The sequence below is a fragment of the Streptomyces sp. NPDC056600 genome, assembly GCF_042792855.1.
Classification (GTDB): Bacteria; Actinomycetota; Actinomycetes; order Streptomycetales; family Streptomycetaceae; genus Streptomyces.
In genome coordinates, this window is record NZ_JBHTVQ010000105.1 from 1 (window position 1) to 13,113 (window position 13,113).

Below are 13,113 nucleotides of genomic sequence, written 5' to 3' on the forward strand. Positions count from 1 at the left end.
CACCCGGCCGTGGGCCGGGTGCGCCTCTTCGTCGTGCGGGGCTTCGCGCGTCGGGTGTGTCAGCCGCCCACGTACCAGCTGAAGCCGCCGCTGTTGGCGGCCACGAGCAGCAGCACGAGCCACAGGACCACGTCGACGACGCCCAGGATGATGCCCGCCTTGGCCAGACCGGCGCCGTTCTTCGCTCCCGCCTGCCGCCGGGCCACGACGCCGAGGACGATGGCCAGCGGGCCCAGGATGATGTTCATGATGAACAGGCCGACGATGCCGCAGCACAGGCTCGCGATCGCCAGGCCGTTGGTGCGCGATCCGGAGGACGCGGCCGAGGGGTTCCCGTAACTCGTCATTGCTCACTCCCGTTGAGGTCGGCTCGCTTCTGTCGTGTCATGCGCCTGCCCCCATGTCGGGACTACATGTCAAATAGGCGTAAGTAAAGGCGAGTTAAGTGGCCGGAGGGCCGGGAGCGGGGCGGGCGGCAGCGACCGGAGCCCGTCCGGCCAGGTAACGATTCCCGCATCCGGCAGAATCAGCCACCTTCCGGTCACCAGGTGATCGAACCCGGTCCTACAATTCCGTCCTGCACCCGCACGGCTCAGACACCGCAAGTGTTCCGGTCCGCAGGGGTGGGATCGGGGGATTCGGTGGGGGAACGAGGCGTGCCACCGGGCATGTTGCGGTTCGTCGTGCTGCGGGCCCGGGGGTATCGAGCACTCCTGGGCGCCGCGCTGCTGACCGTCACGCTGACCACGGCCGTGCTGGCCGCGCTCACCGCGTACTCGGGCGCCGTGGGCGACGCCGCGCTGCGGCGCTCGCTCGCCGGGCAGCGGACCGCGGCCGAGACCGCCCTGGTCGTGAAGGCCGACGTCCCGGCCGGTGACCGCGAGGCGGCCGACAAGGCCGTGCGGGCGGGGGCCCGCGAGGTCTTCGACGGGCTGCCCGTGCGGGTCGGCACCCTCCAGCGCTCCGGCCCCTACGCCCTGCCGCTCTCCTTGCGCCCGGCCTCCGAGCGGGAGGGGAACCCCGACCTCGTCCACTTCGCCGCCGTCGACCCCACGCAGGTGCGGACCGTCACCGGCCGGCTCCCGCGCGAGGCGGGAGCGGGCGGCCCCGTGGAGGCGGCGCTGCCGCAGAGCGCCGCCCGGCGGCTCGGGATCGCGCCCGGCGACCGCCTGACCGTCGCCGACCGGCTGGGCGGCCCGGCCGTGCGGGTGCTGATCACCGGCGTGTACCGGCCCCTGGACGCCGGCGCGCCCTACTGGCAGCTCGACGAACTGGGCGGCCGCGGCGTGAAGGCGGCCGGGTTCACCACCTACGGCCCCCTGCTCACCACCAGCGGCGTGACGGCGTCCGGGCGGGTGAGCGCGGGGGAGTCGGGCTGGCTGGCGTCCGCGGACTACGCGTCCCTGACGACCGGACGGATCGACGCGCTGCGCGAGGCGGCCCGCACGGAGAGCGCCGAGCTGCGCGAGCGGCCCGAGCTCAGCGGCACCACCGTCGCGGCCACCGGACTGCCCGACGTCCTCGACCGCGTCGAACGCTCCCTGCTCGTCACCCGCTCCAGCGTGCTGATCGTCGCCGTCCAGCTGGCCCTGCTCGCGGCCTGCGCCCTGCTGTTGATGGCGCGGCTGCTCGACTCCGAGCGCACGGCCGAGACCCGGCTGCTGCGGGCGCGCGGCGCCGCCCGCGGGCGGGCGGCCGGCCTGGCCGGGCTGGAGGCCCTGCTGATCTCCCTGCCGGCGGTGGTCCTCGCGCCCCTGCTGTCCGGGCCGCTCACCCGGCTGCTGTCGGGCCAGGGCGCGCTGGGACGCACCGGCGTGCGCATCGACGTGTCGGCCGGCGGAGGGCCCGAGGTGTGGGCGGTCTCCGCGGCCGTGGCCGTGCTGTGCGCGCTGGCGGTCGCCGTCCCGGCGCTGCGGGCGCCGGACACCGGCCTTGCCGAGACGCGGTCGGGGGCGCTGCCCGCGCCGCTGCGCGCCGGGGCGGACATCGGGCTGCTCGCGGTGGCCGGGATCGCCCTGTGGATGCTCGGCGGGCGGCGCTCCGGCGCCGTCACCGCCGACCGTGAGGGCGTCCTCGGCGTCGACCCGCTGCTGGTGGTGGCGCCCGCGCTGCTGCTGCTCGCCGGCACGGTCCTGGTGCTGCGGCTGCTGCCCCTGCTGGCGCGGCTCGCCGAGCGCTTCCTGGTCCGGGGGCGGGGGCTGACCGCCGCGATGGTCGGCTGGCAGTTCAGCCGCCGGCCGACGAGGAACGCCGGCCCGGTGCTGCTCGTGGTGATCTCGGTCGCGCTGGGCGTGACGGCGATCGGGCAGGGCGCGTCCTGGCAGCGGTCCCAGGACGACCAGGCCGACTTCCGGGCCGGCGCCGACGTGCGCGTCCTGGACCCCGGAGGCGGCGGCGTGGGCCGCGGCGACGTCTTCGCCGGGCTCTCGGACGTCGACGCCGTCGTCCCCGCCGTCCGCCGCACGGTGCTGCTCCCGGGCAGCCGCCACGCCACCGTCCTCGCGCTGGACACCCGGCAGGCGGGCCGGGCGGTGCTCGCGCGGCACGACCTCACCGACGGCCCGCTCACCGCCGGTCTCGCGCCGCGCGGGACGCCCACGGGCGTCGAGGTGCCGGCGGGCACCCGGGGGCTCACGCTGACCGCCACCCTGCACAGCTCACGGCCGGGGGAGGGCGCGGATGTCACGCTGACCCTGCGCGACCGGTACGGCACCTCCCACGAGATACCCTCCGGCCACCTCGCCGCCGACGGCCGCCCCCACCGGCTCACCCCCGAACTGGACGGCGCCCGCGGCCCGTTGGCATGGACCGGGATACAGCTGCAGACGCCGCAGCCGGCCGGCCGCGCCCACCGGCACCGCCTGGTCCTCGGCGCGCTCACCGCCCGGGAGGCCGACGGCGGCACCCGCGAACTGTCCCTGCCGACGCGGTGGGCGACGGCGGTCGAGAGCGACTCGGCCGCCACCGCGGCGCCCGAGGACACCTCCCTGCCGACCCGCCCCCGCGTCACGTCGACGGCCCCCGTCACCTTGACCTACAGCACCGGGTTCCTGCTGCCCGACAGCCCGCCCGTCGCCGCCCCGGCGTTCCGGCTGGAGGTCGCCCAGCCCGCTGCCCCCGAGGTGCCGGCGGTGGCCACCGAGCGCTTCCTCACCGCGGCCGGCGCCCGTGTCGGGCAGCGCACGGAGGTGCGGTTCGACGGCCGTCCGGTGCCCGTCCGGATCGTCCGCACCGCGACGGCCCTGCCCACCACGCAGGCCACCGCCGAGGACGGCGGCGCCGTGCTGGTCGACCTCCGGGCCGTCGACCGGGTGCTGCGCGCCCGTGACGGGGAAGGGCTGCGGCCCGGCGAGTGGTGGCTGGGCACCCGCGACCCGGCGGCCACGGCCAAGGCCGCGCGGGACCTGCCCGGCGTCGACGCCGAACAGGTGGTGGTCCGCGACGAGACGGCGGCCGAGCTGCGGGACGACCCGTTCGGGGCGGCCCCCGAGGCGGCGCTGCTCGCGGCGGCCGCGGTCACGGTCCTCTTCGTCTCGCTCGGCTTCGCGGTGAGCGCCGCCGGGGCGATGCGGGCCCGGGACGGCGAGTTCGCCGTGCTGCGCGCCCTCGGCACCCCGCAGCGCCGCCTGGCCCGGCTGATCGCCGTCGAGCACGGCGTCCTGGTGGCCCTGGCGCTGGCCGTCGGCACCGCCCTGGGCGTGGTACTCACCCACGTCCTCGTGCCCCTGGTCATCCTCACCGGCGAGGCCGCCCGGCCGCTCCCGCCGGTGCTGGTCGAACTGCCCCTCGCCCCCCTCGCCGCCCTGCTGGCGGCCATCGCCGCGGGTCCCGCCCTGGTGACCGCGGCCCTCGCACTCCGGCGGGCCAGACCCGTGGTGACCCTCAGGGACGAGGTGACGCAGTGACCACGCAGCCCGAGCGCGGGCGCGAGACGCCCGAGCACGCCTCGGCGCGCCCCGACCGCGAATCCGGACAGTCCGACGGCGAGCCCACACGGCGCGACCGCGAGGCGGCGCGGTCCGAAGGTGAACCGGCGGCGGCCGGGCGGAAGACGGGGACGGCGGCGCGACAGGCGCGGCCGTCCGGGCCGGCCGGACTGCGGACCCGGCTGCGGGCCTTCGCCGGCACCTCCCTGGCCCTCGCGCTGCTGGTGGCCGTGACCGCCGCGCTGGCCGCCGCCTACCCGCGCGCCGTCGACCGGTACGGGGACGCCGGGCTGCGCCGGGCGGTCGAGGAGGCGCTTCCGGATCTGACGACCGTGCGGGTGACCGCGCCCCCCGCCAGATGGTCCGGCTACGAGGAGGCCGAGGCCGCACTGCGCCCCGACGCGCTGGCCACGGCGCAGGCCGAGGTCCTCGGCGCCGCCCGGACGCCGCTCGCACCCGACCGGGAACAGTCGTCGTACGGCGTGCGCTCCACCGTCGTCCCGCTCGACGACTGGCTTCCCCGGCCCTCCGACGTCCCCGCCGAGATGGTCGTCGCCGTCCAGCAGGACCTGGACTCCCACGCCCGGGTCACCGAGGGCCGGATGCCCCGCACCGACGGCCCGGTGACCGCGGCGACCGAGCAGGTCGAGGCCGTCGTCACCGAGGACACCGCCCGCGCGCTGCGCATCGAGGTGGGCTCCGTGATCCACCTGCCCGACGTGGAGGGCACACCGCTCGCCGTGCGGATCAGCGGCATCGTCGTCCCGCGTGCGCCCCAGGGCGCCTACTGGGCGACGCTGCCGGTGCTGCGCGCCCCCGCGCTCAGCCAGGTGCCCGGCAGCATCCCGGCGGACTACTACTGGCTCGGCGGCCTGCTCCTCGCCCCCGACGCCGGACCCGCCCTCCTCGGCGTCAGGAGCGAGGACGAACTCACCCGCTACTGGCACCTGGCCCCCGATCTCGATGCCCTGCGCGCCCACGACCTGGACCGGCTGTCGTCCGCCGTCGCCGCCCTGGAGACGGGCCCCGGGGCGCAGCACCTGCGGTCGGCCGTCGACCAGGACATGGAGACCCAGACCGGCCTCGACGAGGTCCTCGCGAGCCACGCCCGGCTGCGCGCGGGGATCTCGCCGCTGCTGCTCCTCGCCGCCGTCGGCGCCGGCACCCTCGCGGTGATCGTCCTCGCCATGGCCGGCGCGGTGACCGCCGAGCGCCGTCGCGCGGAACTGGCCCTGCTGCGGGCCCGCGGCGCCTCGCTGCCCCGCCTCGCCCTGCGGCTCCTGGCGGAGACGGCTGTGGTCGCCGTGCCGGCCGGCGCGCTCGGACTCGCGGCCGCGCTGTTCCTGCTGCCCGGCGCCCGCACAGGGGCCGCCGTCGCCGCGGCCGTCGCCGTCACCCTGTTCGCCTGCCTCGTCCTGCCGCTGCGCGCGGCGGCGGCCCACCGCACGGTCCGTCTGCACGAGGTCCGGGAGGACCTCGCCACCGCACGGCCGTCCCGGCGCCGCACGGTGGCCGAGCTGACCGTCCTGGTCGTCGCGGTGGCCGCGGTCCTCGCGCTGCGCCGTCAGGGGTCCGGCAGCACCGGACCGGTGGCCGGCGCCCCTGTCCTGACCGGCGTGGTCACGGCCCTGCTGCTGGTGCGCCTGCACCCGCTGCCGCTGCGTGCGCTGAGCCGGGCGACCGCCCGGGCGCGCGGGCCGGTGGTCCCGCTGTCGCTGGCCCACGCGGCCCGCGCCTCCGGCCTCGCCGTACTGCCGCTGCTCGCCCTGATCGTCGCCCTGACGACGGCCGCGTTCGGCGGTTCGGTCCTGGCGGGGGTGACGGCCGCCCGCGACCAGGCCGCGCTCCTCGCCGTCGGCGCCGACGCCCGGGTGGAGAGCGCCTCCGGCGTCCTGCCGCGTGGCCTGGCCGACCGTGTCCGCCGGCTGCCCGGCGTCCGCGACGCCGTGGAGGCGGGTGTCGCCTACGAGGCCCGGCCGTTGCAGGACACCGAGCCGGTGCCGCTGGCCGGGGTCGATCCCGGCCCCTACGCGGACCTGTCGCGACGGACCGGCCTCGGCGCGTTCGACGCCGCCGACCTGCGCGCGGCGGCCCCCGGCACCGCGGGCGACGCGGACTCCGGTGACGACCAGCCGCTGCCCGCGCTGGCCTCGCCGGGCCTGGCCGAGCGGTACGGCACCGCCCCGGCCCCCGTTCGGCTGCCGGACGGCAGCACCGTCACCCTACGGATCGTCACGGTCCGGGACCGCACACCGGCCGTCGTCGGGGACGAGTTCCTGGTCGTGGACCGGGCCGGTCTCCCCGGCGACGCGGCCCGGGCGACCACCCTGTTGCTGACCGGGGACGCCCTGGACGGCAAGGCGCTCCGCGCGGCGGCGCGGGACGCGGCGGGCGCGACGGGCGCGGCGGGGACCTCGGACGCCGAGGGCACCGCGGACGCCGCAGACGCCGCGGGCGCCGAGGACTTGGAGACGACCGTCCGGCTGCGCGCCGAGGAACACGCCCGGAACGTCGGCTCACCGCTGCAGTCCGGCGCGGAACGCCTCTACGCGGCCGCCGTCCTCGCGGGCGCCGGCTACGCGGTCCTCGCCCTGCTGCTGACCGTGCTGCGCACCGCGCCCGAACACCGCGCCCTGCTCGCCCGGTTGCGCACCATGGGCATGACCCGGGCGCAGGGCCGCCGGCTGCTTGTGCTCACCGCCCTCCCGCAGGCCCTGCCGGCCGCGGTGGGCGGCGTGCTCGCCGGCTGGGCCGGCATCCGCCTGACGGCGCCCGGCGTCGACCTCACGGCCGTCGCGCTGACCTCCCCGTCCGCCGTCGACACGGTCGCGCTGCGCGCCGATCCGCTCTCCCTGACCGTCCCGGCACTCGTCGTGCTGCTGCTGGCCGTCGGCGTGCCGGCCGGTCAGGCATGGTGGACCTCCCGGCGTGGCTCGGCGCCCGAACTCAGGCTGGGGGACCGGTAGATGACCGTCACCACGTCAGGACCACGCCCTCCCCGGCACCGGCCGGTGTCCCTCCGTCCGCCCAGGAGCAGCCGATGACCGACAGCCCGACCTTCCACGAGCTCGCCGACCGCGCCCTGGCCGCGCGCGACGCCGCCGCCTACGGGCACGACGCCCTGATCACCTGCGACCGGCTGGTGCGGATCTTCTCCGCCGACGGGGTGGAGGTCCAGGCGCTCCAAGGCCTCGATCTCCTGGTGCGCAAGGGGGAGTTGATGGCGCTGGTGGGCGCCTCCGGCAGCGGCAAGTCCACCCTGATGAACATCCTCGCCGGTCTGGACCGGCCCACCGCGGGCGCCGCCCGCGTCGCCGGGCACGACCTGCTCACGATGGGCGCCAAGGAGCGCCTCGCCTACCGCCGCGGCACCGTCGGCTTCGTGTGGCAGCAGACCTCACGCAACCTCCTGCCCTACCTCACCGCCGCGCAGAACGTCGCGCTGCCCCTCCAGCTGGCCGGCACCGGGGGCCGGCGCCGCCGCCGTGCCGAGCGCGCCATGGAACTCCTCGAACTGCTGGAGGTCGCCGACTGCCGCGACCGCCGGCCGCAGCAGATGTCGGGCGGGCAGCAGCAGCGCGTCGCCCTCGCGGTGGCCCTCGCCAACGACCCGGCGATCCTGCTCGCCGACGAGCCCACCGGCGAGCTCGACTCGCACACCGCGGAGCAGGTGTTCGCCGCGTTCCGCACCGCCAACGAGGCGCTGGGCACCACCATCGTCATCGTCACCCACGACCGGTCCGTCGCCTCCGAGGTCCGCCGCACGGTGGCCATCCGGGACGGACGCACCTCGACGGAGGTCCTTCGCCGCAGCGAGGTCGACTCCGCCACAGGCCAGGAGAGCCTGGTCGCCCGCGAGTACGCGATGCTCGACCGGGCCGGCCGCCTCCAGCTGCCCGCCGAGTACACCCGCGCCCTGGGCATGCGCGACCGCGTCGCCCTGGAACTGGAACCCGACCACATCGCCGTCCGCCCCGACGACGCCCACGGGGACGGTCCCGCCTAGGCCGGAGCGCGGCCTCCTGGGGCCCGTCGGACGGGACGAAATCCGCCTGACGTGCCGCCGGCCGGCGTGGGACGATCACCCTCGCCGTTCTTGACGATCTTGGAAGGATTCTCGTCGATGCACTGGTACGAGGTGATACAGCAGCAGTCCGCCGGAACGTACTTCCGGACGGCAAGCCATTGCTCGCTCGGGGTGACAGTGCTCCTCAGCCATCACCAACGCCGGCCGCGGCGCGGCGTCGGCGAACCGGGGACACCTGTGCGCGGCGCTGACGTCCTGCTGCCGCCCGCGCCGCCGGAGGGGACCCGGCGGGTGACGGGCAGCGTGTACCTCTTCGCGCAGTCGATCCTGATGATGGGCGCGTTCGTCAGCCTGATCGTCGGCCGGTGGGTGTTGCGCGGCTGATGTCCCTGAGCCGAGTGGTGCTGTCCTCCGGCCGCCAGGTCGAACTCACCGAGCTGCGCATGTGGTCGACCTACGGCGGGATGCTGGAGGGCTACCCGTGCAAGCTCGTCCCGTCGAGCTCGGTGATCTCGCCGTCCCGCAGTTCCAGCACGCGGTCGGCGAGGTCGAGCAGTGTGGTGTCGTGGGTGGCCACCAGCGCGGTGATCTCCTCGCTGCGGACCACCGCGCGCAGCAGTTCCATCACCGAGTGGCCGGTCTCCGCGTCCAGCTGACCGGTCGGCTCGTCGGCGATGAGGATCGACGGGCTGTTCGCCAGAGCGCGGGCGATGGCCACGCGTTGACGCTGCCCGCCCGACAACTCGCCCGGCCGCTGCGCCGCGTGGTCCGCCAGGCCCACCAGGGACAGCAGCAGGCCGACGCGTTCCTCCCGCTCCCGCGGGTCGGCGCCGCGCAGCCGCAGCGGCACGCCCACGTTCTCGGCGGCGGTGAGCACGGGGATGAGCCCGAAGGACTGGAAGACGAAGCCGATGCGCTCCCGGCGCAGGGCGAGCAGCGCGTCCTCGCCCTGTTCCCGCAGGTCCAGCCCGTCGACCACGACGCTGCCGCCGTCCGGCTCGTCCAGGCCGCCGACGATGTTGAGCAGCGTGGTCTTGCCCGAGCCGGAACGCCCCTTGAGGGCCACGAGTTCACCCCGCGGGACCTCGAAGGAGACACCCCGCAGCGCGTGCACGGCGCCGACGCCCCGCCCGTACGACTTGTGCACGTCCGTCACCCGCAGCATGGCTGTGGTCACCGCCTGGTCCATCGCGCCCCCGTCCGCTCCGCCGATGCCAAGGTGCGCCAGTATGGCACCGGCCCGCCCGGCATGGCGACGTCTTCACCTGGGCGGATCCCGCCGGGCAAGGGCGCGGTCCGCGGAGCCTGGGACGACGCTGCGGACCGCTGCGGAGGGCACGGGTGGACCGTGCGGACGGTGCGGCGGACCGGGCCCCGCTCCCCTGCGCGTGGGCCCGGGGCGGCTTCGTGGGGCCCGGGTGACCCCGGGTGGGGACTGTCGGTGCACCGGGGCATAATTCGTGCCCGGCATAAGTCCGATTTCGATATCATCCCCCGGTGGCGAAGCCGGACGACCCAGAGGTCGCGGACCTGCCGGAGGTCGTCGCAGGGCGGCGGTTGTCACGAGGGACGCCGCACCGCCGGTCCGGCTCCTCGCCGGCCGCCCCAGGCACGCTCACCGACGCGCGCGGCCCTGGTGCACACCGTCGGGCCGATGGGGGCCCCGGCGCGTGACTACTGAGAGAAGGAACCCTTTCCATGAGCACTGACACGGGCTCACCTCCCGGGTCCGAAGCCGGTCCGCAGGCGGCGGACAAGCTGGACAGCGGCGTTCTCAAGATCGCCGGCGTGGTCGTCCTGGGCGCCATCATGTCGATCCTCGACGTCACCGTGGTCAGCGTCGCGCTGCCCACCCTGATGAAGGAGTTCGACGCGACGTACGCCACCGTCGCCTGGACGATGACGGCCTACACCCTGGCCCTCGCCGCGGTCATCCCGATCACCGGCTGGGCGGCGGACCGGTTCGGCACCCGGCGTCTGTACCTGGCCTCGATCGTGCTCTTCGTCGGCGGTTCGGCGCTGTGCACCCTCGCCTGGGACATCGGCCCGCTGATCGCCTTCCGTGCGCTGCAGGGCCTCGGCGGCGGCATGCTGATGCCGCTGGGCATGACGATCATGACCCGGGCCGCCGGCCCGGAGCGCGTCGGCCGCGTCATGGCCGTGCTGGGCGTGCCCATGCTGCTCGGCCCGATCGGCGGCCCGATCCTCGGCGGCTGGCTGATCGAGGCGGCCAGCTGGCAGTGGATCTTCCTGATCAACGTCCCGATCGGCGCGGTCGCCCTGGTCAGCGCGTGGATCGTGCTGCCCAAGGACGACCCGCAGCCGTCCGCGTCCTTCGACTTCGTCGGCATGCTGCTGCTCTCGCCGGGTCTCGCCCTGTTCCTGTACGGCGTCTCCTCCATCCCGGAGGAGGGCACCGTCACCGCGACCAAGGTCCTGGTGCCGGGCCTGATCGGTCTGGTGCTCGTGGTGGCCTTCGTGGCGCACGCGCTGCGCAAGGCGGACGCGCTGATCGACCTCAGCCTCTTCAAGAACCGCAACGTGACCATCGCCGTGGTCACCATGACGCTGTTCTCGGTCGCGTTCATGGGCGCGATGCTGCTGTTCCCCAGCTACTTCCTCCAGGTCCGCGCCGAGGGCACCCTCAAGACGGGTCTGCTGCTGGCGCCGCAGGGCCTGGGCGCGATGCTGACCATGCCCATCGGCGGTCGCCTGACCGACAAGATGGGCCCGGGCAAGCTGGTCCTGGGCGGCATCGTGGTGATCGGCGCGGCCATGGCCGTCTTCACCCAGGTCGGCGCGGAGACCTCGTACGCCGTGCTGCTGGGCTCGCTGTTCGTGATGGGCATGGGCATGGGCGTCACGATGATGCCGATCATGTCCGCGGCCCTGAGCACGCTGACCGACCACCAGATCGCGCGGGGCTCGACGATGATGAACATCGTCCAGCAGACCGCGGGCTCGATCGGTACCGCCGTCATGTCGGTGATCTTCACCAACCACGTGCTCGACAGCCAGGCTGCCGGTGCGTACAGCGCCGTCATGCAGGGCAAGGTGCCGGTCGACCAGGTTCCGCCGGAGCTGCTCCTGCAGGGCAGGACGGACCTGGCCGAGGCGTTCGGCAGCACCTTCCTGATCGCCCTGGTGCTGATCGCGGCCTGCCTGGTCCCCGCCCTCTTCCTGCCGCGCAACAAGCCCGCCGCGACGGCGGGCGAGACGAAGGCCGCGGCCGTGCCGATGCACTGACCCGCACCTTCCTCGGACTGCCGCCCCCGCCGTGCACACGGCGGGGGCGGCAGTTCTTCGCCGTCGGCGGGGACCCGTGGTTCGCCACCGTGGGGCATGCGCGTTCCGGCCCCCTCCACGGGGGCCTCCGCGGGGTCGGTGGAACCGGGGAAGATCGGTGGTGCGTCCTCGGTCCCGAGGGGTGAGGGGGCGAGGGCGGGATGCCGGCGTACCGACCGCGGGAGATGGCGCCCAGGGCGTGGGCCCGGGCCGGCGTCGTGGGCGTCCTGGCCGTGCTGGTGACCGCGCTGATCTGGCTGCCCCGGCCGTGGGGCGATCTGCGGGCGTACGAGGCGGCGCCGGTGTGCCGCGCCGGGCGGGCCGTTGAGGACTGCCGGACGGTGACGCGGGCCGAGGTCACCGAGGTGGAGCGCCTGCGCCGCGGCAGCAGGGGCGCGTACCGGCTCACGCTCCGCCTCGCCGACGGGTCCGTGCGGAAGGTGACCATGGCCGGGCTGCGCGGCGGTCTCGGCGCCTCCGTCGGCGAGCGGGCCGGGATCGTCGTCTGGCGCGGCTCGGCGGTCGAGGTGGCCCAGGGGCCGCACCGGGACACGGTGACCGGTTCGCCTCTGCTCGCCTGGCGGCCGCCCCTGGTGTTCCTGTTGCTGCTCACGCCGGCCACGGTCGCCGCGCTGTGGACGGCGGGTTGGCTGCGGCGGCGACAGCGGGGACTGGGGCGGCGGGTGACGGGGCGGGAGGCGGTGCCGGTCGGCGTCGTCCTCGTGGCGGCGGTGGTGGCCGCGGTGGGCGGCCTGCCGATCGGGCTCTCGGCGAGCGGTCCCGAGGACGCGCTGCGCGCAGGGGCGTGGCTGATGGCGGGCGCGGCGGTGGTGGCCGTGCCCTTCGTGCTGCGGACGTCGGCGCGGCCGCCGAGGGAACGCCGGGACGTGCCGGTCGGCCCTCGGACCCCGGCGGAGGAGCGGGTCGTGCCCGGCTTCGTGCGGGGTGACGTGCCGTACAGCAAGGAGGGCTTCGACCGTCTGGTGGTGGGCCCTGGGCTGCTGGCCGCCACCCCCGACCCCGCGGGCCGGGTGGCGCGGGTGCGGGTGCCCGTGCTGGAGGTCGTGCGGGTCCGGGAGAGCTGGCCCGACGAGGCCCTGCCGCAGGGCCGGGGGAGCGCGCCCACCCAGGTCGTGGAGTGCCGGGACGCGGACCGCGAGGTGCTGATCGTGGCGCGGGCCGAGGACCTGCCCGAGGTGCTGGGGGCGCTGCTCTCCACCGGCCGCGCCTGAGCCCGGACCGCGACCGGTGCTCCAGTGCGGCTGCAGCCGTTTGCGGCACGGTGGGCGGTGATGGCCGGCAGCCGCAAGGGGCGCCGCAGCGAGGGGAGTTCACCATGTCTCAGTCGGTCGGGATCCGCCCACAGGTCACCGGTGACCTGTACGCCGAGGTGCAGACCTTCTACGCCACGCAGATGCGGCGGGTCGACAGCCTGGACATCGAGGGCTTCGCCGCGACCTTCACCGAGGACGGCGAGATCGTGCACGCGGGCGGACGGCGGCAGAGCGGCCGGGCGGAGATGCTCGCCGGGATGCGGGCGGCCCTGCCCCGGTACAAGGACATCGCCACCCGGCACTGGTTCGGCCACCTCCTGATCGAGGCCGACCCCGCCGACGAGGACACCGTCCGCGTCTCCTACTACACGCTGGTCACGCAGACCGATCGCGAGGGCAAGGTCTCCTTCCAGCCCACCTTCACCGTGGACGACGTGCTCGTCCGCCGGGACGGCGCCCTGCTGACCCGCTCCCGGGTGATCACCCAGGACGGTCCGGACGCCCGCGCCGCCGCCGCGGCCGCCTGACGGCTGCCGCCCGGCACCGGCGCCGGCACGCGGCACATGGATGAGGGGCCCTCCGACGGAGGGCCCCTCATCCA

Annotated in this window: 9 protein-coding genes; 7 read left to right on the forward strand and 2 right to left on the reverse strand. The window is 75.7% G+C overall.

Annotation, left to right across the window (positions count from 1 at the left end; translation table 11 throughout):
• Positions 1-59: 59 nt before the first annotated feature.
• Positions 60-347 carry a DUF4190 domain-containing protein gene (locus tag ACFRAV_RS30340; protein WP_382560504.1) on the reverse strand — a complete coding sequence of 96 codons (288 nt, stop codon included), beginning with the start codon at positions 345-347 and terminating at the stop codon, positions 60-62.
• Positions 348-668: 321 nt separating this feature from the next.
• Here ACFRAV_RS30340 and ACFRAV_RS30345 point away from each other — a divergent pair, with 321 nt between their 5' ends.
• The 4 genes from ACFRAV_RS30345 (at position 669) to ACFRAV_RS30360 (ending at position 8,337) form a co-directional block, all read left to right on the forward strand.
• A complete protein-coding gene (locus ACFRAV_RS30345) occupies positions 669-3,905 on the forward strand; it encodes an FtsX-like permease family protein (protein ID WP_382560507.1) in 3,237 nt (1,078 codons plus the stop codon).
• A 191-nt stretch (positions 3,906-4,096) separates the two neighbouring features.
• On the forward strand, positions 4,097-6,892 hold the full coding sequence (locus ACFRAV_RS30350) for an FtsX-like permease family protein (protein WP_382560526.1): 2,796 nt from the start codon (positions 4,097-4,099) through the stop codon (positions 6,890-6,892).
• A 74-nt stretch (positions 6,893-6,966) separates the two neighbouring features.
• Positions 6,967-7,932, forward strand: a complete 966-nt coding sequence (locus ACFRAV_RS30355; RefSeq protein WP_382560510.1) for an ABC transporter ATP-binding protein — start codon at positions 6,967-6,969, stop codon at positions 7,930-7,932.
• Between the two features lie 117 nt (positions 7,933-8,049).
• Entirely contained in the window at positions 8,050-8,337 is a 288-nt protein-coding gene (locus ACFRAV_RS30360; protein WP_382560513.1) for a hypothetical protein, read from the forward strand.
• A gap of 91 nt (positions 8,338-8,428) precedes the next feature.
• Here the strand turns inward: ACFRAV_RS30360 and ACFRAV_RS30365 are convergent, their stop codons facing one another.
• Positions 8,429-9,142: an ABC transporter ATP-binding protein gene (locus ACFRAV_RS30365; protein WP_382560516.1), complete on the reverse strand. Its 714-nt coding sequence runs from the start codon at positions 9,140-9,142 to the stop codon at positions 8,429-8,431.
• 509 nt (positions 9,143-9,651) lie between these two features.
• Here ACFRAV_RS30365 and ACFRAV_RS30370 point away from each other — a divergent pair.
• The 3 genes from ACFRAV_RS30370 (at position 9,652) to ACFRAV_RS30380 (ending at position 13,039) form a co-directional block, all read left to right on the forward strand.
• On the forward strand, positions 9,652-11,199 hold the full coding sequence (locus ACFRAV_RS30370) for a DHA2 family efflux MFS transporter permease subunit (protein ID WP_382560519.1): 1,548 nt from the start codon (positions 9,652-9,654) through the stop codon (positions 11,197-11,199).
• A gap of 200 nt (positions 11,200-11,399) precedes the next feature.
• Positions 11,400-12,470, forward strand: coding sequence for a hypothetical protein (locus ACFRAV_RS30375; RefSeq protein ID WP_382560522.1), 1,071 nt, complete (start codon positions 11,400-11,402; stop codon positions 12,468-12,470).
• Positions 12,471-12,574: 104 nt separating this feature from the next.
• Entirely contained in the window at positions 12,575-13,039 is a 465-nt protein-coding gene (locus tag ACFRAV_RS30380) for a nuclear transport factor 2 family protein (protein ID WP_351113178.1), read from the forward strand.
• The last annotated feature ends 74 nt before the right edge of the window (positions 13,040-13,113 follow it).